The organism is Corynebacterium sp. ES2775-CONJ (assembly GCF_024814515.1).
Taxonomy (GTDB): domain Bacteria; phylum Actinomycetota; class Actinomycetes; order Mycobacteriales; family Mycobacteriaceae; genus Corynebacterium.
This window is the reverse complement of the sequence record NZ_JANUXT010000003.1, coordinates 1-23,984: the sequence shown is the minus strand read 5'-3', so window position 1 is coordinate 23,984 and position 23,984 is coordinate 1. Positions and strand designations below refer to the sequence as shown.

At 52.1% G+C, this 23,984-nt stretch carries 15 protein-coding genes, 2 tRNA genes, 1 pseudogene and 1 riboswitch; of the genes and pseudogenes, 14 read left to right on the top strand and 4 right to left on the bottom strand.

What is annotated here, in order from left to right; translation table 11 throughout:
- Positions 1 to 5: 5 nt before the first annotated feature.
- Positions 6 to 1,406, bottom strand: coding sequence for a mechanosensitive ion channel domain-containing protein (locus tag NXT01_RS04125; RefSeq protein WP_259077883.1), 1,401 nt, complete (start codon positions 1,404 to 1,406; stop codon positions 6 to 8).
- Positions 1,407 to 1,830: 424 nt separating this feature from the next.
- Between NXT01_RS04125 and NXT01_RS04120 the strand changes: the two genes are divergently transcribed.
- The 10 genes from NXT01_RS04120 (at position 1,831) to NXT01_RS04075 (ending at position 15,895) form a co-directional block, all read left to right on the top strand.
- A complete protein-coding gene (locus tag NXT01_RS04120) occupies positions 1,831 to 3,720 on the top strand; it encodes an acetolactate synthase large subunit (RefSeq protein WP_259077864.1) in 1,890 nt (629 codons plus the stop codon).
- 8 nt (positions 3,721 to 3,728) lie between these two features.
- Positions 3,729 to 4,250 (top strand): acetolactate synthase small subunit, encoded by a 522-nt coding sequence (ilvN, locus tag NXT01_RS04115; RefSeq protein WP_259077854.1) that lies wholly within the window; start codon positions 3,729 to 3,731, stop codon positions 4,248 to 4,250.
- Positions 4,251 to 4,335: 85 nt separating this feature from the next.
- Complete coding sequence (gene ilvC / locus NXT01_RS04110; protein ID WP_259077841.1) at positions 4,336 to 5,349, top strand: ketol-acid reductoisomerase; 1,014 nt, start codon at positions 4,336 to 4,338, stop codon at positions 5,347 to 5,349.
- A gap of 589 nt (positions 5,350 to 5,938) precedes the next feature.
- Positions 5,939 to 7,090, top strand: coding sequence for a cation diffusion facilitator family transporter (locus NXT01_RS04105; RefSeq protein ID WP_259077838.1), 1,152 nt, complete (start codon positions 5,939 to 5,941; stop codon positions 7,088 to 7,090).
- Between the two features lie 20 nt (positions 7,091 to 7,110).
- Positions 7,111 to 8,904, top strand: a complete 1,794-nt coding sequence (locus NXT01_RS04100; protein WP_259077835.1) for a DUF262 domain-containing protein — start codon at positions 7,111 to 7,113, stop codon at positions 8,902 to 8,904.
- A gap of 3 nt (positions 8,905 to 8,907) precedes the next feature.
- Entirely contained in the window at positions 8,908 to 10,509 is a 1,602-nt protein-coding gene (locus NXT01_RS04095) for a hypothetical protein (RefSeq protein ID WP_259077833.1), read from the top strand.
- Between the two features lie 106 nt (positions 10,510 to 10,615).
- The gene (gene serA / locus NXT01_RS04090) at positions 10,616 to 12,208 is read left to right on the top strand and encodes a phosphoglycerate dehydrogenase (protein WP_259077830.1); all 1,593 of its coding nucleotides are present in this window, start codon (positions 10,616 to 10,618) and stop codon (positions 12,206 to 12,208) included.
- Positions 12,209 to 12,552: 344 nt separating this feature from the next.
- Positions 12,553 to 14,409 (top strand): putative nucleotidyltransferase substrate binding domain-containing protein, encoded by a 1,857-nt coding sequence (locus NXT01_RS04085; RefSeq protein ID WP_259077828.1) that lies wholly within the window; start codon positions 12,553 to 12,555, stop codon positions 14,407 to 14,409.
- A gap of 15 nt (positions 14,410 to 14,424) precedes the next feature.
- Positions 14,425 to 15,066, top strand: coding sequence for an exonuclease domain-containing protein (locus NXT01_RS04080; RefSeq protein WP_259077827.1), 642 nt, complete (start codon positions 14,425 to 14,427; stop codon positions 15,064 to 15,066).
- Positions 15,067 to 15,097: 31 nt separating this feature from the next.
- Positions 15,098 to 15,895: a fumarylacetoacetate hydrolase family protein gene (locus NXT01_RS04075; RefSeq protein WP_259077824.1), complete on the top strand. Its 798-nt coding sequence runs from the start codon at positions 15,098 to 15,100 to the stop codon at positions 15,893 to 15,895.
- Positions 15,896 to 15,935: 40 nt separating this feature from the next.
- Here the strand turns inward: NXT01_RS04075 and NXT01_RS04070 are convergent, their stop codons facing one another.
- Positions 15,936 to 16,487 (bottom strand): MerR family transcriptional regulator, encoded by a 552-nt coding sequence (locus tag NXT01_RS04070; RefSeq protein ID WP_259077822.1) that lies wholly within the window; start codon positions 16,485 to 16,487, stop codon positions 15,936 to 15,938.
- A 1,203-nt stretch (positions 16,488 to 17,690) separates the two neighbouring features.
- On the opposite strand from NXT01_RS04070, the gene gltX reads away from it, so the two are divergent.
- Positions 17,691 to 19,172, top strand: coding sequence for a glutamate--tRNA ligase (gltX, locus tag NXT01_RS04065; RefSeq protein ID WP_259077820.1), 1,482 nt, complete (start codon positions 17,691 to 17,693; stop codon positions 19,170 to 19,172).
- Between the two features lie 69 nt (positions 19,173 to 19,241).
- Here the strand turns inward: gltX and NXT01_RS04060 are convergent, their stop codons facing one another.
- On the bottom strand, positions 19,242 to 19,970 hold the full coding sequence (locus NXT01_RS04060; RefSeq protein WP_259078430.1) for a nicotinamide mononucleotide transporter family protein: 729 nt from the start codon (positions 19,968 to 19,970) through the stop codon (positions 19,242 to 19,244).
- A gap of 205 nt (positions 19,971 to 20,175) precedes the next feature.
- Positions 20,176 to 20,323: riboswitch (FMN riboswitch) on the bottom strand.
- A 135-nt stretch (positions 20,324 to 20,458) separates the two neighbouring features.
- On the opposite strand from NXT01_RS04060, the gene NXT01_RS04055 reads away from it, so the two are divergent.
- The 3 genes from NXT01_RS04055 (at position 20,459) to NXT01_RS04045 (ending at position 21,714) form a co-directional block, all read left to right on the top strand.
- The gene (locus NXT01_RS04055; protein ID WP_259077818.1) at positions 20,459 to 21,433 is read left to right on the top strand and encodes a PHB depolymerase family esterase; all 975 of its coding nucleotides are present in this window, start codon (positions 20,459 to 20,461) and stop codon (positions 21,431 to 21,433) included.
- Positions 21,434 to 21,542: 109 nt separating this feature from the next.
- A tRNA-Gln gene (locus tag NXT01_RS04050) sits at positions 21,543 to 21,614 on the top strand.
- Between the two features lie 27 nt (positions 21,615 to 21,641).
- Positions 21,642 to 21,714 (top strand) — tRNA-Glu (locus tag NXT01_RS04045).
- A gap of 1,378 nt (positions 21,715 to 23,092) precedes the next feature.
- Here NXT01_RS04045 and NXT01_RS04040 read toward each other — a convergent pair.
- Positions 23,093 to 23,984 (bottom strand): annotated as a pseudogene (locus NXT01_RS04040) (hypothetical protein); the annotation flags it as partial.

The window sequence follows — 23,984 nt, the reverse complement described above, 5'->3', positions numbered from 1 at the left end:
ATTCTTTAAGTAGTTTCAGGCTCCACTGAGCTATCTAAGGGGGTGGTGGATTCAGGTTCGACTGTCACTTCAGTTTCGGGGTTCGCTGTGGGCTGGATGGAAACCGGCTCCTCCGTGAGTTCCGCTACGTGGGTATCGTCGTGGGTATCTTGAGGAACAATAGTCACCTCTGGTTCAGTTTCACTTGGAATGGCGGGCTGGATCTGACTCTGCGGTAACAGCGTTGGAGTTTCTGCAGTGGGCTCGGGTTCGAGAGTGAAGGCCTTAATAGCTAGCAGAATGATCCCCGCTAGCAACATCAAAGCAGTGGACAGACGTACCCTTCCGCCGAAGGTAAAAATATGCTGCGAGGAGTGTGCGGTCGGCTCTGCGTCGTCCTCTTGCGCAGGATCGGTAACAGCGGGATCGTTATCGGTGAGGAATCCACGCTCAGTTAGCCGTTCCGCACTGCTGGGATGCATAGTTCCTTCTTGGGGGGTGTACTCAACGGTGGTAGCTTGCGTCGCGAGTGAATGAGGAGTCTGGGTATCTTCGAGTTCTGAAACGATGCGTCCATCAATCGTTGCAGCGGATCCGTATTCGTGCCAAAACTCTTCGATAATTTTGACTCGCACTGCGCGTTCTACCATCCATTGAGAACCCGGCTTGACCTGAGTAAGGAAGCGCATTTGCATGGTCCACGGCATGCCAACGCTCGCAGGCGGATTGATCGCCAATGCGGGATGTACGGCAAGGGGGCCCAAAACCACCTCACGTATATTAGGCTCATCGAGGGCGCGCTGTGTAGCGCTAGTAGCGCGTTCGACGGCTTCGTCCACCGAATGGGATCCGAGAAGGGGAACGGGCATGGAAACTACGGCAGAAGACCAGTGATTGGAACAATTGATGCTCACCCCGGCTTTGGAATTCGGGATGATAACCGTCTCTTCTGCGAGGGTTCGAATACGAGTCGATCGCATTGTAATTTGAATGACGGTGCCCTCGATAGCGTCGGCAGATCCCCCTTTAAAGATCACCCAATCGCCAACCCCGTACTGCTTCTCCGAGAGAATGAAAAAGCCTGCGAGAAAATCTGCGATGATGGATTGCGCACCCAGGCCGATAGCGGCTGAGGCCGCCGTTGCAGGAATAGCTGCGGAAGCGAGAGAAAATCCAAGTTGTTGCAATATTGCAACAAAGATGAGGAAATAGGCCAAGATTTGAGCGGCATAAACAAATACTCCCGCGAAGGCGAGTTGGGTTTTCTGCTCATCCGCTTGTTCATCCACGACCTTATTACGAATGATATACATGGCGAGGCGTCCAGCGCGGGGCACCAGGAGCGCTAACAAGATAAGCAGGGCTAGAGGAATGCCAGGATCGAGAAACCAGTTCCATAGAGACTGGGCAATATAACTGATATGCATAATTCTTTCTAGGTTATCGTCTTCCCTGTGGTCTCGCGAATAGTGCGGATCGAGCGCCTCACTGCTTGGTCATGACTGCTGATAGCTTAACTTGGGGTGCTCCAGAATTTTTTGGGCGAATAAGCCTCTACCTGCACCGATTGGTTTTTGGGAGAGCTCTGGATGGGGTAGTGGCGAGGGGTAAAAAGCGATATTTTCGACAATTCCCTTAGTTGAATTGTATGATTGGTGACTATGAACATTATTCGACTTGTACTAGTAGTGAACGGCGCGGCGCTTGATGTCGCGGCTTGCTAAAGTTCAAGTCGAAACCAAAGCGCCCCCGAAACCTACGCACCACAAGTGCTAGGAATACGGGGGCTTTAGTGTTTTAGGTGGCAGACCGCCATTGGCTTCATTCTTTGCGATTATCACACCATGGATAATGGGCAGGAGTGAAGGAATATCTTTATTTCTAGACCCCAACAAGGAGTTAGAAGTCGTGACAACTCCCTCACGTCCGAGCCCCGCCACGGTTGCTTCGCGTGCTAAAGCTGCACAACCAGAACGAATGACCGGCGCCGACGCGGTCGTTCGGACTCTGGAAATGTTGGGCACCGATATTGTCTTCGGTCTGCCCGGCGGGGCCGTTTTGCCACTCTACGACGCGCTCTATAAATCAACGAAATTGCGGCATATTTTAGTTCGTCATGAGCAAGGTGCTGGCCACGCGGCGACAGGCTACGCACAAGTATCCGGAAAAGTGGGCGTCTGTATTGCCACGTCCGGACCAGGTGCAACCAATCTCGTCACCCCAATAGCAGATGCCTATCTCGACTCTGTTCCGCTCGTCGCCATTACAGGCCAAGTGGCCCGCCCCATGTTAGGAACAGATGCCTTCCAGGAAGCCGATATTCGATCGATTACGATACCGGTGACCAAACATAGTTTTATGATTACTTCTCCGGACGAAATTCCGCGGGCTATCGCCGAGGCCTTTCATGTAGCGAATACGGGCCGCCCCGGACCAGTGCTCGTAGATATTCCCAAAGATATCCAAGCGATGGAAATGGAATTCCACTGGCCACCGCGTCTGGAACTTGTTGGGTATCACCCCGTGACCAAACCTCATTCGCGTCCCATCGAACAAGCAGTGAGGCTCATCGCAGAATCTACCCGCCCGGCCCTCTATATTGGGGGCGGCGTCGTGAAGGCTGATGCCGCCCGCGAGCTGAAAATCTTTGCCGAAAAAACTGGAATTCCAGTCGTGACTACTTTGATGGCGCTCGGCGTATTTCCCGATTCACATCCTTTGCATATGGGTATGCCAGGCATGCATGGAACAGTTCCCGCTGTGGGGGCGCTTCAAGAGAGCGACTTGCTGATCGCTATCGGCACCCGCTTCGATGACCGCGTAACCGGTGATACTGCATCTTTTGCCCCGGAGGCTAAGGTGATCCACGCTGATATAGACCCAGCCGAAATTGGCAAGATCAGAATGGCCGATATCCCCATAGTTGGGGATGCCCGCGAGGTACTTGTGGCGCTGGCGGAAGAGTTTGATAGAACTTTGCCCCAAGGGATTGATATTTCTGCGTGGACGTATCATCTCAGCGATCTTAAAGAGAGGTTCCCGCGTGGCTACGAGCACAGCGCCGATGGAGTTTTGGAACCTCAATTCGTGATTGAGTCCCTCTCATCGATAGTTGGACCTGAGGCAATCTACTGTGCCGGAGTAGGTCAACACCAAATGTGGTCAGCGCAGTTTATCGACTTCGAAAGACCTCGTCACTGGCTTAATTCCGGGGGGCTAGGAACCATGGGTTATGCGATTCCGGCGGCCGTAGGCGCTAAAGCTGCAGCACCCGACCGTGAAGTATGGGCGGTTGACGGCGATGGATGTTTCCAGATGACCAACCAGGAACTCACTACGGCCTCAGCTAATGGCTTCCCCATTAAGGTAGCCCTCATCAATAACGGCAACTTAGGCATGGTGCGCCAGTGGCAGACACTGTTCTACGACGGACACTACTCTCATACCCAACTGCGCAAGGGTAATCATTTTCTACCTGATTTTGTAGGACTGGCTGAGGCTCAGGGCTGCGCTGCTTTTAGAGCCGCCACCGAGGCGGAGGCACTTGAGGCGATTCACAAAGCGCGCGAGATCAATGACCGACCGGTGGTTATAGATTTTATCGTCGGAGAGGATGCGCAGGTGTGGCCCATGGTCGCTGCGGGGCACTCGAATTCCGAAATTCAATACGCGCGTGATCTACGTCCGCTTTTCGACGAAGCTTCGCCCACCGACGTCGACGATATGACGAAAAAGATCTGAGGGATAGCGTGAATAATCAACCTAAAAATTCCCGCCATATACTGTCCGCTTTGGTAGAGGACGTTGATGGGCTGGTGACCCGAGTGTCCGCAATGTTCTCACGTCGCGGCTTCAATTTGCGTTCCTTCGTCTCGGGCACCACCGAAACGCCACAGCTCACACGAATTACCATCGTCTTCGATGCGGATGAAAATGCTATTGAGCAGATCACCAAACAGCTCAACAAGATCGTGCCAGTTCGCAAAGTGGTTCGCATGGATCCAGAATCGACAGTGGCCCGTGCTCTAATGCTGGTTAAGGTCTCGGCAGATGCCTCAAATCGCCCGCAGGTAGTCGATGCAGCCAATATTTTCAGGGCTCGGATTATCGACGTGGCTCCCGAATCTGTGGTTATCGAGGCCACAGGTACCGAGGATAAGTTGGCGGCTTTTCTGGAGATCCTAAGGCCCTTCGGAGTTCGAGAATTAATATCCTCAGGGCCGATCGCTTTGACCCGTGGTCCGAAGACGATGGCTCCAAAGATCAATTAAGCAGTATCCTATAATTAGTTTCACAGAGTCCCCACTAGGAAACTCTCGTGTGACTCATATTCTTTAACAGAAAGGTCCTTTTTTCATGGCAATTGAGCTGCTCTATGATGCAGATGCTGATCTCTCCCTCATCCAATCCCGCAAGGTAGCGGTTTTGGGCTACGGCTCCCAAGGGCATGCCCATGCGATGAATTTGCGTGACTCAGGAGTCGAGGTCGTTATCGGTTTGCGCGAAGGCTCCCCATCACGTCAAAAGGCTGAAGAAGCCGGTTTCGACGTTAAAACAAATTCCGAGGCCGCCGAATGGGCAGATGTCATCATGGTCTTGGTTCCCGATACCACCCAGGCCAAAGTCTACGAGGAAGACCTTGCACCACATTTAAAAGACGGCGATACAATCCTTTTTGCCCACGGCCTCAATATTCACTTCAAACTGATCGAGCCTGCGCAGAATATAACCGTAGGAATGATCGCCCCTAAGGGCCCTGGACATCTCGTCCGTCGTGAATTTGTCGACGGTAAAGGGGTGCCGTGCTTGATTGCCGTAGGCCAAGACCCTCACGGTCACGGCAAGGAGCTATGCCTGTCTTATGCTGCAGCCATCGGTGGCGCTCGCGCCGGGGTTATCCCCACTACTTTTGAGGCCGAGACTGTTACTGATCTGTTTGGTGAGCAGGTTGTGCTGTGTGGTGGCCTCGAAGAGCTGATTAAAAATGGTTTCGATGTCCTCGTTGAAGCTGGCTACGAGCCGGAGATGGCTTATTTCGAATGCTTGCATGAGATGAAATTGATCGTTGACCTCATCTATGAGGGCGGTCTGGCTAATATGAATTACTCGATTTCCGATACCGCTGAGCTCGGCGGCTACCTGTCTGGTCCTCGTGTCATTGATGGGGATACGAAGACACGCATGCGCGAAATTCTGCAGGATATCCAGAACGGTTCCTTCACAGAGCAGCTCCTAGCCAATATCAAAGACGGCAATCGGCGGCTTGAACAGTTGCGCGCTGAGACTTCTGCACACCAGATCGAAGAGACTGGCGAGAAACTGCGCGATCTTATGAGCTGGGTTAAAAATCCTCTCGATGCCACTGCCTAGAGTTTAGGTAGCTGCTGACCCTCAAACCCCTCGGGTATTCCGAGGGGTTTTGCTCTGCCAAGCTTACTATTCGACATTGGGTACAAGCCTGGTGAGGTTCGGGATATGTGTTGAGAGTAGGAGAGCTGGGCTTCGATAGAGCTACTCTTAGAGCTACCTCTTAAGTTCTACTTTGCCGACCAATTCCCATCATCTGGTTGTAACTTGTGTTCTTGCGTGCTCTGTAGCGTGTGGGCTGGACTTTCGGGTACACCCACCTTAAAAGCTCGCTTTGTCGCATCCGAGTGCTCAATGTGGGCACATTAGAGCTAATGAGAAGAAGTATTGGATCTGTGAGAATTTGCTTAACGTGCGGGGGCGTCGAACCGTCTTCGTGGAGGTCTAGCCTCGTAAATTGTGTCAGCGATAAATATCTTCGAAATAAGTAACCGGAAACGACCGGTAAGCGATGGCAACGAGCCGGGTATGTCGACGGTCGCCCCATTTTTTTGCTCTCGCCTTTCTAAGAAAAACCCCAAAAAGACCGACTGATATGAATATCTATTTTCATTATATTGAAGTTAATGAAAGTACAGGTTAGGGTAGCATTATGAGCAGGAAACGACGTCATTTAAACCACGGACACAGCCGTCGCCCGGGAGAAACTCGCTCGCGAGGCGCGCGTCGCTATAGTATCCGCGCACGTGACGCTTCCGAGTCCCAGACCGCTCCGACTCCTCGCACGCACGATCAGGAGCACAGTGTGCCCCAGCAGTCCAAGGTGCTTGTAGGTCGTGGCCATGCCCGCGATGATGATCATGACCACAACCATGACCACAGTAATGGCCATGATCACAACCATAACCACAACCACGATCATGATCATCATAGCCACGCACCGGAGGGTCTAAAAGCACTCCTAACAGTTCTTATTTTCACCGCGACAATTTTTTTTGCCGAACTCATTGGTGGATATATATCTGGCTCGCTCGCCCTCGTCTCTGACGCGATGCATATGCTCTCGGATTCAACAGGACTTCTAGTAGCCGCGTTAGCCATCATTTTCGCCCGCAAGACTGCAAGCGATACCGCAACATACGGCTACCGCCGACTAGAGGTGGTAGCCGCCTTAGCGAACGCGCTGAGCGTTTCGATTATCTCGTTGTGGATCGTAGTGGAAGCGATCATGCGTTTTTTCGCCCAGGAAGAGATCAACGCCCCACTAATGCTCGGAGTAGGCATCATAGGTTTGGTGGCAAATATTTTCGGGGCACTTGTGTTGCACGGACACAGTCACTCCAGCATGAATATGCGCGGTGCTTATTTACACGTTCTCGTCGATCTCTTCGGATCAATTGCCGTAATCATCGCAGCCCTCGCCATGATCTTCTACCAAATTATATGGGCTGATACGGTAGCTTCGCTCATCATCGCAGCCCTCATTCTTCCGCGGAGCATGAAGCTGGCATGGGAATCGCTAAGGGTGATTACGGAACAGGTGCCACTAGGGGTAGACATGGCCGAGATTAAGCTAGCGCTTACCCATATCGATGATGTGCTAACAGTACATGATCTACACGTCTGGTCACTTGACGGCAATGAACTAATCGCCACCTGCCACCTCGTAGTCGATCGCGATATGTCCATTGGGTCGTGTACCGTCTTGGATAAAGTTCAAGATCGCTTGCTCGATTTTGGTATCGAGCACTCAACAGTGCAGCTCGAAGGCCCCGGGCACCAAAGGCACGAGACGACGTGCTGATCATCGGCTAAGCTAAAATTATGGCTTATAGCACCCCAAGTTATGATCTTCTCGATCTCTTCGCTCGTGTAGATCGCGGCGATATCCAACTGCCAGATTTCCAGCGCGAATACCGGTGGGATGTCGACCAAATCCGCACTCTAATCATTTCAGTCTTACGGGGCGACCCCATCGGCGCATTCATGGCGCTCGACACGCGCAACGAGGTACTCCGTTTCCGTCCGCGCCCCCTCGCCGGCGCCCCAGATCATGGCCTGGGTCCAGGTATGCTGCTCCTTGATGGACAACAACGCCTGACTACCTTGTATCATTGCCTCCGTGGTGGTGGAATCGTCGAAAGCGTCGACTTTCGTCATAAGCGGGTGCGTCGGCGGTTTTACGTTAATGTTGAGCGCGCTACAGCAGAAGAAATCATTCCAGATGATGCTGTCATCGCAGTTGATGAACAAGGTGTTGTGTGTTCGCATTTCGGCCCTTCTGCACAACTTCCAGACTCCGATACTGCATCTACCTATGGCTATATTCCAGTGGCAGATTTACTCTTTGAAAAAGGTACAGATCTACTCTTCGATATAGCTGTTGCTTCCTCCCATGACGTGGCAAAGAAATTTTATACCCGGGTTATCAAGCCACTAGTGCGCTACCAAATCCCCATTATCAGGTTGGATCGTGATACTGCCCAGGCTGGAATCGGATCGATTTTTGCCCATGCTAATAGCGTGGGTCAGCAAATGGACGTATTCGAGCTCATCACTGCAATCTTTGCTGCCCAGGACCAGAATTTTCACCTAGCCGATGATTGGCGCAAAACCCAGCGGGTCCTTAATGCCCACCCAGCTTTAGCAGAAATTGGGCGCACCGAATTCCTCACTGCTGTTGCCCTCTATTGCACCTACAACAAGGGCAAAGCTTCAGGTTTCAGGCAGTCAATTCTGCAGCTCACGCTCGAGGAGTACAAAGAGGCCGCAGAAAATCTGCGATCTGCATTTGAACACGTCGGTGACTTCCTCACTGAACGCTGTATTCATTCCATTGACCAAGTGCCCTATAGTGCCCAATTGGTACCCCTAGCCGCGATCAGAGCCCTTCTCGATGACAGTGTCTTGGACAACCAAGCAGCACTTGACCGCCTGAATCGCTGGTTCTGGTGCGGGGTATTTGGCGAACTCTACGGCTCCCCAGCTGTCATGGTGCGAACAAGCCAAGATGTCGATGAAGTAACCAAGTGGATTCTTGATTACAACAATTCCAGGGGCGTACCAGAGCCAAAAACCATTGCTCAAGCCCGCTTTGTGGAATCACGACTGCATTCTGCTACCCCACATTCTGGGCTCTATAAAGGCATCTATGCTTTAATCATGGGGCGCGGTGCTATAGATTGGCGCAGCAATTCTAGGTTCGACGGGGAAAATTTCCACGCCCTCAGCACACATTTCCGCAAGATTTTCCCGACCGAGTGGTGCGCGGAAAACGGCATCGAAGAATTTCTATCAGATTCGGTTCTCAACCGGACCCCAATGTCGCGGCGCACATATGTGATGCTGGAGCAGAACTCGCCTGCGCGCTACCTGCACCGAATTCAGCTGAAAAGTCTGCTTGACGATGCGGAGTTCGATGCCGTATTGAATTCCCATCTCATTGATTCTCACTTACTCTTTAGTGCCAATGCCCGAGAATTCTTTCATGATCGACGCCATAAGATTCTGAAGATGATCGAGTCAGCCATGGGAGTCACAGCCATCTTAGATGTTGATGAAGATAACCTTCACGCTGGAGAAGAGGGCCCAGGTGCCTTCGTGGATGCCCGCAAGTAGTTCATGCGTTATTGGAAAATACTGTCAAGCGTCCTGCTAGCGTCGTTGGTGCTCGGCGCGTGTACCACTGATCCGGCTCGCCAGATTTCAGCGATTCCAACTACTCAAGTTGCCGATCATCTAGAGCAATCGCGAACCAGGAATCTAGGGCACCATGTCAATCCTATATTCGATCGGGAACCAGTTGTATTAAGCGACACTGGTTCGGGGATTGCGGCGGTAAGACACTTCTTCGAGGCTGCGGAAACTCTGGTGATTTCAGACGCAGATATTGCCCACCAGTTGCGTGCAGCCAGCATCGCAGTGGTTGCTCATGCTCCGATGCTGACCATGACTGACGACGACCGCGACGATATTATCGCCGAAATCGATCGCCTGGGCGTCAAAACTATCTTACTCGTCGGAGATGTGCCTTTGGCCTCGCTCAGTGGGGATGTAGCAATCATCAAAGATACGTTAACTCCGGTAGCTCTAGGGGACCTCACCGCACTGCAATTCCAGCGCAAAGCGATAACGTATCAAAAATCTGTGATCCGCAGTGTGGCTAAGCTCCCAGGAGATGAGGCCGTTGAATTGGTGCCTGCATGGGATGAAGAATTTGCTGACATGAGCCCGCAAGAGCGTTTTGGCCGTCCAGACGGTGGCCAAAAATTGCGCCCTTTCCCGCTGAATTCTAAACGCGACGCAGATACTGCCCCCATTGTAATTGCATCCGCAGATTCAAGTATTGCAGCAGTTGCCAGCACGCGAGCTTTCGGTGCAAAAATACGTGTTCTGGCATTTCCTGATCCCCGCTTTAGCGTGGAAAGTATGCGCAAGGTAGCAGGATTATCCAATCATCCATTAGTGGCCCTGGGTGAACAGTTTGGTAGTGCCGCAGAACTTGCAGATCGAATCGAGGCAGGTGAGCAGCTGACACAATATCAGCCAGGTCCGGGTCGACGCGGCCTCGTCTTCCCGCAGCGCTCGATTGCGGCGGTAGAGATGCCTGCGACTAAGAGGGTGGACCATAGCGGCATCTTCACCGAAAGATTGGCCCAAGCGCGGGCTGATAGCGCGGAGATGGGTAAACTTTATGATCACGTTATTAGCCCAGCAGTTTTCTTTGATATGGACAATACGAATCTATCGGAGTTGGATGGATGGCTGGAGCAGCTCAAGGATGCCGATGCATACGGAATCATCAAGGTCCGCAGTTTTAAAGAATTGCAACGCTTCAAAGCGGAAGTTATTGCGCCTCATGTGGGGGTTTATTTCCACACCGATTCGGCTCGAGATACCGAGGATCACACGGCGGACAATCGTGAGGTGGAAAAAGCCAGCGAGTGGCTTTCTTTAGTCGTGAGGGCGCAGGATCTGCCACAAAAAATATTTATTACTGATTTTCCTCTCACTACGCGTTACGATGAGCTGTCCTATGTCCACTTGATTGTGGGAAAAGAGAAATACCTAAAGGAAGCGGCGGAATTACCGCCGTATTACCATCCAGCTCTAGAGCTACTTCCCGATAGTCCGCTTGCGGTAGCTGATATTGACCAGGTGCAACCTCGGTTGAAGATGTTAAAACGTAGTCAAAAGAGCCAAGAATTTCCTGCTCTTCGCTAAGGTGTGGGATACACTACACATAGTCAATATCAGTATTGACCGTCACTAAGAGCCTATGGGTGATATTTCATCCGGCCAAACCCACCTGTCAAGGAGAATATGCAACGTGAGCGTTTCACATCGCCCCGTAGTTTTAATTGCTGATAAATTGGCGCAGTCAACTGTTGATGCGCTTGGAGATGAGGTTGAGGTTCGCTGGGTTGATGGCCCCAATCGTGAGGCATTGATGGCAGCAGTTGCAGAGGCTGACGCGCTGTTAGTACGTTCAGCGACTACGGTAGACCGAGAGGTTTTGCAGGCGGCACCTCGTCTAAAGATTGTAGGTCGCGCGGGCGTGGGGCTGGACAACGTCGATATCCAGGCAGCCACAGAGCTGGGAATTATGGTCGCCAATGCACCCACCTCAAATATCCACTCGGCGTGCGAGCATGCAATTTCGCTACTACTAGCCACAGCTCGTCAAATTCCGGCGGCTGATTCAACGCTGCGCCGCGGTAAGTGGAAACGCTCGTCCTTTAACGGTGTAGAAATCTACGGTAAAACGATTGGCATTATCGGCTTTGGCCATATCGGACAGTTATTCGCGCAACGTCTCACGGCGTTCGGGGCCCGAATTATCGCCTTTGATCCTTATGCGAACCCGGCGCGTGCAGGCCAATTAGGCGTGGAGCTGCTGTCTTTGGTGGAGGTGGTTGAGCAATCTGATTTTATAACGATTCACCTACCCAAGACTCCGGAGACCGCGGGAATGTTCGACGCTGAACTGCTCGCTCACGCTAAGCCCGGGCAGATTATTATCAACGCAGCGCGAGGGGGATTGGTTGACGAACACGCTCTAGCTGAGGCGATACGCAGTGGGCGCATCAGGGGTGCTGGTTTTGACGTATTCGCCACTGAACCGTGCACCGATTCTCCGCTATTTGACCTCGATGAAGTGGTAGTTACCCCTCATTTGGGAGCGTCGACTGTTGAGGCACAAGATCGTGCTGGTACCGATGTGGCGGCCTCTTGCCTGCGAGCCTTAGCCGGCGAATTTGTCCCTGATGCGGTGAATGTGGCTGCGGGTCAAGTGGGTGAAGAAGTAGCCCTGTGGCTCGAACTAGCGCGTAAGCTCGGCCTGACCGTCAGCCATATGTTGGCACAAGCCCCAATCCGCTTAGAGGTGCAAGCTCGCGGTGAATTGTCCACCGAGGATGTGGAAGTTCTTGGCCTCTCGGCACTGCGTGGCCTCTTTGCTGGGATTGTCAATGAGCAAGTCACATTCGTGAATGCACCGATGATTGCCAAAGAACGGGGAGTGTCTTTGGAGGTGAGTACGCGTTCCGAGTCGGTATCGCATCGCTCGGTATTAGATGTCACGGCGATTGCAGCTGACGGCTCTCGGATTTCACTGATTGGTGCCCTCACGGGGCTCGACCGCGAAGAAAAAATCGTGCGCATCAATGGCCGCGGCATCGATCTGCGAGCTAAAGGCACTAACCTATTCTTCAATTATGCCGATACACCTGGTGCATTGGGGCGTGTCGGTACTGCTCTGGGCAATTATGGGGTCAATATTGTGGCCGCAGCTTTGACCACAGAGTCCTCTGGTGATAAAGCCGTCTTGATTTTGCGAGTGGATCGCCCCGTCGACGATGATGTCGTGGAATCAATCGCAGCTGACTTGGGGGCTGTAGCCTTCCAACTTGATCTCGGATAGGAATGGGATAAGGTAGCCCGCCTGAGGGGAGCGCTCAGATTAAAGGGCCATATGGGGAGCGAGTTGCGGCAGCTTCGAACACGGGGGTCGAGGCTGCCGCGATTTTTATTTCAGTAGGCTTTGCTATCTCGAGCCAGTAGGTGCAGGTGCGTATCTTCGCACGAGGGTTGATGTGCGTCTGCTCGCGCTGGGTAAAATGCGTCACATCCTCTTCATCTGTGTATATCTCTATTCCCGAATTAGAGCCGAGAATTGAATTCTACCCACAAAGCGGGGGAGATAGTCTCACAGATCCCTATCCTTAGGGGATACATACTTCTGCTTCACGCACTAAAGTGGGGAAGATGACAGTTGAATCAGTAGAAGTCACCGCTTTTCTCTCCACTCAAGCGCCTTATGCCCAACTCCCCAGCGAAATCCTCAGTGTGCTCGCTACTGAACTCGCGATCAGTTACGTTCGCCGCGGCAAGCGAATTAAGAATATTGGTGATGCCAATACCACTCTTTACCTCGTCCGCCAGGGAGCCGTCGACGTTCTCGATCGAGACAATATCCTCGTAGATCGGCGCGAATCTGGCCGTTCCTTCGGGTATTCCAGCCTCATCAGCGGCGAGAGCCTAAAGTACTCATTCGAAGCGTGTGAAGACAGTCTTCTTTATCTCATTCCTGAGGCCAGCTTTAGGCGAATAGCTAATCACGACGAGGCTTTTGCTCGCTATTTCGCCTCGCACACTCGCCGCATCCACGCCACCGCCACGACTTTGCGTCAAGGAGCTGCAACAGACCTTTTGCGTCGCTCTATTTCTGATTTCATGGTGGCAAACCCCACGACAGCATCCCCTACGACCAGTATTCAAGATGCCGCCATCAGGATGCACAAGACCAATGTGTCCTCTCTTATTATTCTTGAGGACTCTCAGCTCGTAGGGATCGTGACCGACCGAGACTTTCGAAAAAAGGTAGTAGCCAACGCTCTTGACGTAAGTCAGCCGCTCTCCACGATCATGAGCACCAATGTGGTCACTATCGCTACGACGGCACAAGCTTTTGAGGCCATGCTCATGATGACCGAATTTTCCATACACCACCTGCCTGTCCTTGATGGCACAACTTTGGCTGGTATCGTCAGTTCCCCCGACATTATGCGATTGCTGCAATCAGACCCGATTTATCTACTTGCGGATCTTAAGAATAAATACACCACTGAGCAGCTTCAAGAGGTTCACACCTCTGCTAGTGAGGTGGCGTTGCGCTTTATTGAACGGGGTTCCTCCCCAGGAGAAATCTCCAGCGTGATGAATGTGTCTGCCGACGCCCTCGGCCGCCATATTATATCGATGGCTATTGAGCATCTGGGCCCGGCACCCGTTCCGTTCTCTTTTATCACACTAGGTTCCCAGGGACGCCGTGAGATGGGATTTGCTTCTGACCAAGATAATGCTTTGATCCTAGATAATAGCTATGAGGAAAAACTCCATGGCGACTACTTTCAAGCACTTGGTGATTATACAAGCCGGCATCTTGCAGCCGCCGGCCAACCCCTGTGCCCCGGATATATGATGGTCTCCAACCCAACGTGGCGAATGACAGAAGACGAGTGGATTACTTCCTTTCACCGGTGGATCACCGCCCCCGAACCAGACTCCCTCCTCTACGTCCAGACCTTCTTCGATATGCGCTCTCTTTTTGGTCAGACGGAACTCGAGCATATGGTTCGCCGAACCGCCTATCAAATGGCGCATAAGGCACGACGCCTTCACGCACACTTGGCGGCCCTTGCAGCGCGTCGAGAACCTCCCCTAGGTTTTTTTCGTGGATTTGTGCTCGAACGTGACGGTGAATACCGGCACACCCTGGACATTAAAAAGGGCGGAATAGCGGCTATTGTGCAAATGGCAAGACTTTACGCAATCACTGCCGGTGTCAGTGAGATCTCCACTCGTGACCGGCTAAAGGTATCGCACGAGCACGGAGTCGTCAGCGCCCAGGGTGCCCAGAATCTGATCGACTCCTTTGATTTTCTTAACTCATTGACTTTTAAGCATCAAGGAAAGCAGATTCGCGGCGGACTACATCCTGATTACCACATCGATCCCATACTCTTGGGGAAAATGGACCGCGAACACTTAAGGGATGCCTTCGGCATTATCAAGAGCATGCAAACAGCGCTAGCCACCACATATCCCGTGCGCACCATCTAGCAGGAGTCGATAGGCATGTTTCGTTTCTTAAAAAGACCTCAAATAACTGCAGAGTATCAAGCATTTTTAGACTCTGGCATCCCAAGTCTAGATGCTCAGCTTGCTGAGCTGAAGCTTCTAGCTGTGGATATGGAAACAACGGGTCTGAATCCTCATACGGACAATATCCTCGCGATCGGTTGGGTAGCTGTCAATGGGCCAACCATAGATATGTCGAGCGCAGGCTATGAATTAGTGCGTGGTCACCTAGTAGGATCCTCCGCCACCATTCACCATCTGACTGACGATGAAGTGGCGCACGGGCTGAACGAACCCGATGCTATAAGAAGGCTTGTGTTCGCTATGCACGGACGATTGATGCTCAATCACTTCACCGCCCTAGAAACCCAATTTCTCAATCGGGCGACAAAGAAATACTTCGCCGCGAGCTTTTCCTTCGATACGGTTGATACCTTTCAGATCGAGCGAGGCCATATGGAGCGCATGGGAACCTATCCGCGGGGGGAAGACCTGAGACTAGCCGTAGTGCGTCGGCGCTACGGTCTTCCTGATTATGGCAACCATAACGCATTGACCGACGCTCTAGCCTGCGCAGAGTTATTTCTCGCCCAACAAGCTCATCTACCGGCTGCAACCGCCAAAGGTTTGATGGGGTAGCGCGCAATATTCTAGGTTAGAATCTCTGTTTATGCGATTTGGACGAATAGCTACCCCAGATGGAATGTTTTTCTGCACTGTTGAGTCTCGCGATGACAAGCAGTGGTGTCGGGTTATTGAGGGTACCCCTTTTACTTCTCCCCGTTATAGCGGTAAAGAGTATCCGTTGGAGGAGGTCAAGGTTCTTGCGCCGATGCTGCCGAGCAAGATTGTGGCAGTGGGCCGTAACTATGCCGACCACGTTAGGGAACTATTTGGAAAAACATCCGAAGAGTTACCACCCACCCTGTTTCTCAAGCCGCCGACCGCAGTAGTGGGGCCTGAGGCGCCCATCAGGATTCCCGATTTCGCCCACAACGTGGAATTTGAAGGTGAATTAGGGCTCGTCATTGCAAAGCCGTGCAAAAATGTCAGTGCCAATAACTGGAGGCAGGTTGTGCTTGGCTATACCATCGTCAACGACGTATCCTCTCGTTCGTTGCAATTTTCCGATCACCAGTGGGCGAGGGCAAAGGGTATCGATACATTTGCACCCATCGGCCCATGGATTGAGACCGATCTCGACGCCATTGATACTGAGGACGTACCGATTAGGGCCTACTTAACTCATGAGGGTGAGACTGTTACGAAGCAGAATTCAAATTCGCGGGAGATGATTATGGATATCGGGGAGATCATCGAGTTTATTACGGCCTCTATGACGTTATTGCCAGGCGATATTATCTTCACTGGTTCTCCAGCTGGTACCGCGGAAATGGTTCCAGGTGATCGCATCGAAATCGAGATTCCAGGCTTGGGAAAACTTGCTAACCCAGTAGAACGGGCATAAAAAATTGGCCTAAACGATATATATCGCTTAGGCCAATTTTTTATTCGGCAGCTTTCTTGTCAGAAGAACAGCAGCAATCATGCGTGTCTTCCACTACCGGTAGCTCCGATTTTGCACCGTCGGCGCAGCAGCAAGGACTATCAGCTGTTGCTCCAGGAGGGCAGCACTGCTGATCATCACAGGTTGCGGGGTCGCAACAACCTGGTGGGCAGCATAATGGGGCTAGGGCTTGGTTCACATCGGTTTCGCTCACGGGTGTCTCCTTGGACAATAGTGCGTCAATCTCACCGAGCATTGCGTGCAGTGAAACGATTTGCTGTTCCACGTAGGCTCGCTGCTGGTGGAGATATGGCCGCAGATTATGGGGGTAATCATCACTATCGAGCAGCGCCGAAATTTCTTTTAAGCTCATTCCGATGGTGCGGAAGATAATGATGGTCTGCAGACGCGAGATATCATCATTGCTGTAAAGGCGATGACCTTGCCATGACCGGGTGCAAGGGGAGAGAAGCCCGATATCATCCCAGTGGTGGAGAGTCCGCTTGGTCAGTTGGTAGAGTTCCGCGACCTCTCCAATGGTTCTCGTGTGCATAGTGCTTACCCTTCCAGCCTTCCGTAACGTGATGTCAAGCATAATGGTGAAACTGCCAATATCAACGCCTTCCAGAACGTCGCCAGAGTAGCGAAGACATTTCAAGCATCCATGAGAAGCCCTGATCTCGCAACGATCGCACTACCTTCGTGACCCCACCCACCAGCGCCTACGCGTTCGTGCAGGCGTATAGACAACTTCAAAATCGCCTAATCTCTCGCCTAATCTCTCAAAGTGACGCTATATCGTCAGTAACGAAGCTAGGGACTTAAGGGCGGTGTACCTTTGGGAGAAAGCGCCAGGGAGACATATATTCTCCTCGTCGGGCACATGGGTATAGATAGTCTCGCCGGTTGATCACAGGTATCTCGTCACGGCTTTATCGGGCAGGGTATTGGACGGGGTGTCAGGGCCTAAACTTATTGACCACAGCAGACCTCAAGAGAGAAGTTGTGGGCCATGGTGCCCCAATTGATCATAATTTTTGATTTTTCTTAGGACGGTGCCGATAGTTTCCTACTGTCCGCGGCGGCTGAAATATATAGCTGGCGAAACGATAACGAGTAGGCCCTAACGAGCTGCCTGCATCTTCTCCATAGAGGTCACCTCGGGTTTTGATTAGCAGGAAGGTTTAGAGTATGGAGCGGAAAAGATTTTTAGTGTTGTGCCGTGCGGATAGGAAGCAGTGGTCTTTATGTTGGACGAATATAGCTCTCTGAATAATGTTTGTTGCTATTCGCAGCACACCTTGTCTGGATTTGTTTAAGAACTCTCTGTCACGATTGAATAAGGCTATATCTCCACGTAGTGTTCGCAGAGATTATGCAGCTTGCTCACGAGTGTCGTGTAGCACGGGCACAGTCTCGACTAGCTCCCAGATCTCCTCGTATGTGAACTAAATAATCAAAGAGCTTCTCAACCAGGCCCCTTGCAAAGGCTAGAGATTGCCGCGGGCGAATTCTGCTAGGAAAACCGGTGTGAATGCGTGCAGAGTGACTGACAATTGTGGAACCTACCTATGGTCTCCCCAAGTATGACCCACGTATCAACCAGGATTCGACTAGTAGGGCATGACTAAGCACGTTATCTTCGACTAAAAATCTGTGCGCTAATAAGTTCTGGAATCTTGAAGCTTCACCTTTTCTAGCGCCTGATAGATTCCAAGAGGCATATCTACGTGTCGATGAACTACACTAAGTAACCATGTCTGAAGTACGCGTACGATTCTGTCCATCACCAACTGGCACCCCCCATGTAGGCATGGTGCGCACCGCCCTCTTCAATTGGGCTTACGCTCGCCATACGGGGGGAAAGCTGATCTTCCGCATCGAGGATACTGATGCCGCCCGCGATTCCGAGGAATCATATCAGGCGATTATTGATTCTCTCGAGTGGCTAGGAATTAACTGGGACGAAGGCGTCAATATCGGCGGTCCCGACGCCCCGTACCGGCAATCGCAGCGTATGGAGATCTATCAGGATGTGCTGGAAAAACTTAAAGAGTCAGGATGGGTATACCCCGCCTACTCAACCGCTCAAGAAGTAGAAGAACGTCACAAGCAGGCTGGTCGCGATCCGAAATTGGGCTACGATAACTTCGATCGTGATCTGAGCGCGGAGCAGATCGCCGCGTTTGAGGCTGAAGGCCGCCAGCCAGTGTGGCGGTTACGGATGCCTGAGAATGATTGGCGTTGGTCCGATCTAGTGCGCGGGGACATCGAGTTCAAACGTCAAACCCAGCCCGATTTCGTAGTTGCCCGATCTAACGGTGCTCCGCTGTACACACTGGTCAACCCCGTAGACGATGCCCTGATGGGCGTCACTCACGTCTTGCGTGGCGAGGACCTTCTGCCCTCAACTCCGCGCCAGCTTGCCTTATATGAGGCCCTCAAGGAGATAGGTGTTGCCAAGCACACTCCCACCTTTGGCCACCTGCCTTTTGTTATGGGGGAGGGCAATAAGAAGTTGTCCAAGCGCGATCCCGAATCTAACCTCTTTCACCACCGCGATAAGGGCATTATTCCTGAAGGAATGCTGAACTATTTAGCGTTGCTGGGTTGGTCGCTCTCCTCGGAGCGCGATATTTTCAGTGTGACGGAGCTCGTGGAGAATTTCGAGGTCACTGATGTTCTTGCAAACCCAGCTCGCTTTGACCAAAAGAAGCTCGAAGCAATCAACGCCGATCATATTCGCTTGCTTCCGCTCGATGATTTCACGCATCGGCTACGCGATTACTTAGAGCGGTATTACGATTTCCCCGCGGACTACCCGAAGCAGAAGTTCGCCCTTGCTGCAGAATTAGTGCAGACTCGCATCAAGACGCTCTCAGACGCCTGGCAGTTATTAAAATTCTTGGTTACGGCCGATGAAGATCTCATCTTGGATGAAAAATCTGCACGAAAGAACCTCAAAGAGGCTGCCCTCGAACCACTTCGCGCCGGTATTGCGGCCTTAGAAGCGATAGCTGATTGGACAACTCCTGAGATTGAAAAGGCGCTATCGACGGCCCTAATCGAAGAACTTGGACTCAAGCCGCGTATTGCCTACGGAGCACTGCGAGTAGGGATCTCTGGAGAGGCCATTTCACCGCCACTTTTCGAGTCCATGGAATTGCTCGGTAAGGATTCCACTCTGTTTAGACTTCGTCGTGCCTTGGAGCAGACTCCGTTCCAAATAGTCAACTAGTCTGAGCCAGGACCCGCTGCCCGATAACAAGACCCCTTAACCGATATGAGGTTTAAGGGGTCTTGTTTGTTAAACTTCAGCCGAAGCTAGCGGAGATCGCGCAGCATTTCGTTGCACTCGCATCCATACAAAGAAGCCCCAGATAACGAAAATGCCGTAGATGATATACAGGATGGCTGACGGGTAGTAGCCTGCGCTTAGCAATAGTGGTACACCTACGATGTCAACCCCGATCCAGATTAGCCAGAATTCAGTCCAGCCACGAGCCATGCCGTACGTAGCGAGAAGCGAACCGGTGAAAATCCATGCGTCGGCCAAAGGCCCCCACGATCCCAGAGCCGAGAAGACCCAGGCGAGAGTAGCAGTCAGAACAACAGCGGCGACCACTAGACCGAGGCGCTCCTTATTAGTGGCCCACCGTGGTTCCACTGCAGCTGCTTCATCGTGGGGTTCGCTGATAATTGAACGGCTGGGATTAGTCCCTGAAGCCTCCCTTATGCCGCGGCGTTTCGCCTTCGACCAGTTCCACCACCCGTATACGCTGACAATGAGGAACATAACCTGGCGCCCTGCTTGGCCGTAGAGATCGAGGTTTTGTGGAGTGTGAAAGACTCCCCCAAGAAAAACAGTAAACAGTAGCAGATTGCCGATAATACCGACAGGCCAGGCCCACACAACTCGGCGCATGCCTCCGATTGCTGAGGCAAGACCAAAGGCGTTACCGATGATTTCGCGCCATAAAATGGGGACGCCGCCGATAACGAGGGTGGCATCAAGAAGGGTAGTGAGAAGATTCACGATAAAACTCCAGAAGGTAGTAGGAATACGCAAATCCTCAAGGTGAAAAGCGAAGCATTCTCCTTAGAGCGCTGGATATAAAGAAAGAGCCCTCACGAGCGGTTCTCTTTTAGTCTTCATAACCAGAGCTGAAAAGAAACCACGCGCCGAGGCCGGTATGGTTGCTTTGTTGAGCAACCATCGACAGTCTTTAGCTGCAGCTAACTTCTGCTCTCTTTCATCCGGACTATAACCGTCGGCTCTGGAGTTGCACCAGATCTGCTGACCCACCTCCAAGGAAAGTGGCGCTCGCGGGCTCGACTCATATAAGTCTTACCGCCGGTGGGGAGTTTCACCCCGCCCTGAGAACGTAACACGATTCTAACAAACGGAGATGAATACTCAGAAATCCCATTTATCCCGTTAAACTGAGAGCTATCATGATAAATCGTCGAAGGCATCGGACGCACTCCAAGAGTGGTCTTGTTACTAGCGCTCTAATAGGAGCATTGGCCGGCTCACTCATAGCATTCCCGCTGCACGATCTCAGCTCCACACAACCCGATCCGCTGCATCTCGACGCGGTGACCCCGAGAGTCGAAGAATTCTTGGAACCCCAACTAGCTGCTGTCGAAGAGCGCGCGGATATTCTGTCTCGAAACGTAGCTCGTTACGGTGAGGATCATAGCTACAACCCTGTTCCTCCGGTGGCTCCAGGTATGCAGCACAGTGTAGAAATGCGAGATGATAGTGGTATTACCAGGCGATATATCGTCCATATAGGCTCTCAGTACAATTTAGACAATCCCGCTCCCGCTCCAGTGCTTTTCGCCTTTCACGGGTGGAAAGAAGGTGCAGAGGCCTTCGTTAAACATTCTGGCTTCGCTAATACCAAAGCTTGGGAGGAAGCCATCGCGATTTACCCTCAAGGGCTTGACAGTGCGTGGGAGGGGGCTCCCTACGCTAAAGCCACGGCTTCAGAGGATATGGATTTCATACGAGCAATCCTTGAGCAGATCGATCGCGACTATAAAATCGACCGCAACCGTGTCTACGCTGCGGGCTTCAGCAATGGTGGGGGAATGGCGGCAGCCCTAGGGTGTAAGATGCCGGAAACTTTCGCCGCGATTGCCACGGTCTCCGCCGCCTTCTACTTTCCCACTCTAGACGGCTGCGTGCGTTCTCCGATGCCCGGGCTTTTCGTGCACTCCTCAGAGGACCAAATCATTTCCTATGAGGGGGGTAAACGGCACGGCGCCTACTATTATGCGCCACGTTTCGCCGCCGACTTTGAGGCGGTACGCAACGGCTGTTCACAATCTACTCCCGACGTCGACCGCTTTGGGAATGGGGAGCGTTATATTTATCGTGGATGTACTGCTGAGACGCAGCATATTCGGATCGATGGACAACCGCATAAGTGGATACTCGATCCATCCCTGCCGGGCTATATCTGGAATTTCCTCAGCAGTAAGTCGAAATAGAGCCAGAAGATCTAGTCGCCTAGCTCGCGATTTGCTTTCGAGAGGTGTAACTGGTTAAATATCATTTCGTTGCATTGCGCACGGAAACAGCTTTCAAGCGCAGCAGCATTGGCCTATGGTGTAATTGGCAACACAAGGGTTTCTGGTACCCTCGTTCTAGGTTCGAGTCCTGGTAGGCCAGCAAGTGGTTCTATCCACTTAGTTCTATGCCCCGTTCGTCTAGTGGCCTAGGACGCCGGCCTCTCACGCCGGTAACACGGGTTCAAATCCCGTACGGGGTACAATTCCGCGAATACTAAAGAGTGCGGATAGGGATCTACGAGGCAGCCGGTGGAAATCTACCGACTGCCTCTTTTTCTTGCCCGTCTAGTGGCAGTGTTACCAGGGCATCGTTATTAGACGGTTTGCGGACAAAATATGAAACTTTAGATTCCCCGAGGTTTTCGCCAACGTTTAAGTATTTCAAGGCCAGTTGCATAGCAAGTTAGAAACTCTCCATGTAGTTGCACGTCTCATTTTGTTGTTAGTGCCGTGCCTAGATGATCGGCCCACATAATGCTCAGCGGCAATAAACTCCTGCACCACGGCCCCACCTTGAGCACGAAATCGCTGCCGAACCATAGTGTCTCATGTTGAGAACTTTCTCGAACCCGATTCGAAGGTAGTGTTCGCCAGGTGGTGTCGCCCGAGCTCCACATCCCCTGCGCTGGCACAACTGCTCATGCAGGCGAGAATGCCTGCATTCACATTACCGAAAAGAACCCAATTCGATCTAGGGGGCCTTCCAGACACCGTGTAGCTTGTATATATATTCGGAAAAAAGTCGGTCCTGATCGCTGTCGAAATTAGACTCAAGACCCTGGGAGATTCAACTGCACTTCCCACAAACTCGTCACGCTTGTAGGACTGCAACCCCTTATTATCTGCATGTTGTTGTTTAGAAACTCCAGTTAGATATCGCTGGTAGATAGAAGCTTCGAAGCTCTCATACCCTTTAGATGGTGCGTCCGTACTCAACAAATGTTCCAGTCCCATGTGATTCTGTGAGTAGACTGCATAGGCTTCGCACTGCATGGATAACTTTTGATTTGAGATCACTTGAGTAAAAAAATGTTCAGTACCGCTTGCGCCAAATAGTAACCGTATTTGATGGATCATCGCTCCTTCCCATTCCTTAGCGAGGTCTACGGAAGCGGCGTGGCTTGGACAGCCGGACTCCGATTCGCAGGGTCTATGGCGGCGGCCTATACCACTTGTGAGATGGTAGACGCCTGAATTAACAGCAACGCATACACAGCGTCCGATACTGGTTAGGCTGAAAACCGACGAGGTATCCCATAGGGTTGAAAGCGCTCTAGCAGTTGCTGGATAAAACACCGTCGATATCACAGCTCGCTGCAAACGCACTATACCTAGATTTTTCCCAAGGGTGCTGGGGCACTAAGGTTTTTCGCCCGCACTCTGCATTCAAGTTAAATAAGAGCTGACGGTGAAAACCTCAGTGTGCGCAGGATAAAATATAGGGTCATACCTCTACATTTCCTGTAACGATCTCTAGACCCTCAAGCTGGCGTATCCTTAAACTACAGACAGCGTTTGTTATCGGCAGACGAATAGGGCTCGGAAATGTCGTTTGGGTGGTGCTCTTTTAGAGTGGTGTTAGTTGGTGTCCTCGTCTCTGATCCACTCACCGATTACCTTAGGGATCACAACCGGGGGATCACCAAGAAGATCCCGAAGGTTCCCCTCACGCTCAACCGGATTACTAATCCGACGCTTTTGCTTCCGCCCTTGATCCTCACCAGGCTGGGCCTGATTCATCATCGGAACAAACCCACGCCCTTGAGAACCCGACTGAGACGAACCCGCCCCACCGGAGGAATTCAATCCGCGGGAAGTCCCCGACGACCCATCCGGACCGTTCGACCCCACACCACCAGTACCCCCTAGCCCGTGCACACCAGGAGAAGAACCCCGAGGAGTGCCCCGCTGGTTGAGACCATTGTCGGCAAACGCACCACCACGACGAGCCACGTCACCTGAGGTAGTGCTGTTGCGGCTACCAGTTGTGCGGTGACCGATATAACCAGTCCCATCTTTGGAACCTAATAAACGCGAGCGGGAGTTGAGGGAGGAATGATCTTGGGCGTTTGCACCTAAAATCCCACGGTCACTGATGCTTCCTCCGGTTCCAAGACCACTATAAGGAGTACTGGTAGTGGTTGGGTTTTTACCTGTTAGTGTTGCATACGCATGCGGTGGGAGACCACCACCGGTGGCAAAACTAGTGTGTGTGGTGGTTGTTGCTGCGGTGGTGGTCATTGGCGAGGCCCCCGCCCCAGCAAGGCCTGCCCCGTGAGGGGAAGTGAGGGTGGTACTTGCTTGGTGGGTGTTAATGGTGGTGGGGTTATGTGGGTTACTTACCCCGAGTGTGTGGTGATCGGTGGCATGCGGGTTATCACCACCAGCAGTTGCCATGGATGCGTTGCTTATGGTTTCTGATCCAGTTGGTGTATCGAAACGTGCACTGGTGGTTGGGGAATTAGTGAGG

Bases quoted from the DNA above. Each gene is read 5' to 3' on its own strand.
- NXT01_RS04125 (WP_259077883.1), bottom strand. From the start codon at position 1,406: ATGCATATCAGTTATATTGCCCAGTCTCTATGGAACTGGTTTCTCGAT.
- NXT01_RS04095 (WP_259077833.1), top strand. From the start codon at position 8,908: ATGCGTTATTGGAAAATACTGTCAAGCGTCCTGCTAGCGTCGTTGGTG.
- NXT01_RS04070 (WP_259077822.1), bottom strand. From the start codon at position 16,487: ATGCACACGAGAACCATTGGAGAGGTCGCGGAACTCTACCAACTGACC.
- ilvC (WP_259077841.1), top strand. From the start codon at position 4,336: ATGGCAATTGAGCTGCTCTATGATGCAGATGCTGATCTCTCCCTCATC.
- NXT01_RS04120 (WP_259077864.1), top strand. From the start codon at position 1,831: ATGGGCAGGAGTGAAGGAATATCTTTATTTCTAGACCCCAACAAGGAG.
- NXT01_RS04075 (WP_259077824.1), top strand. From the start codon at position 15,098: ATGCGATTTGGACGAATAGCTACCCCAGATGGAATGTTTTTCTGCACT.
- NXT01_RS04100 (WP_259077835.1), top strand. From the start codon at position 7,111: ATGGCTTATAGCACCCCAAGTTATGATCTTCTCGATCTCTTCGCTCGT.
- NXT01_RS04105 (WP_259077838.1), top strand. From the start codon at position 5,939: ATGAGCAGGAAACGACGTCATTTAAACCACGGACACAGCCGTCGCCCG.
- NXT01_RS04080 (WP_259077827.1), top strand. From the start codon at position 14,425: ATGTTTCGTTTCTTAAAAAGACCTCAAATAACTGCAGAGTATCAAGCA.
- NXT01_RS04085 (WP_259077828.1), top strand. From the start codon at position 12,553: ATGACAGTTGAATCAGTAGAAGTCACCGCTTTTCTCTCCACTCAAGCG.
- gltX (WP_259077820.1), top strand. From the start codon at position 17,691: ATGTCTGAAGTACGCGTACGATTCTGTCCATCACCAACTGGCACCCCC.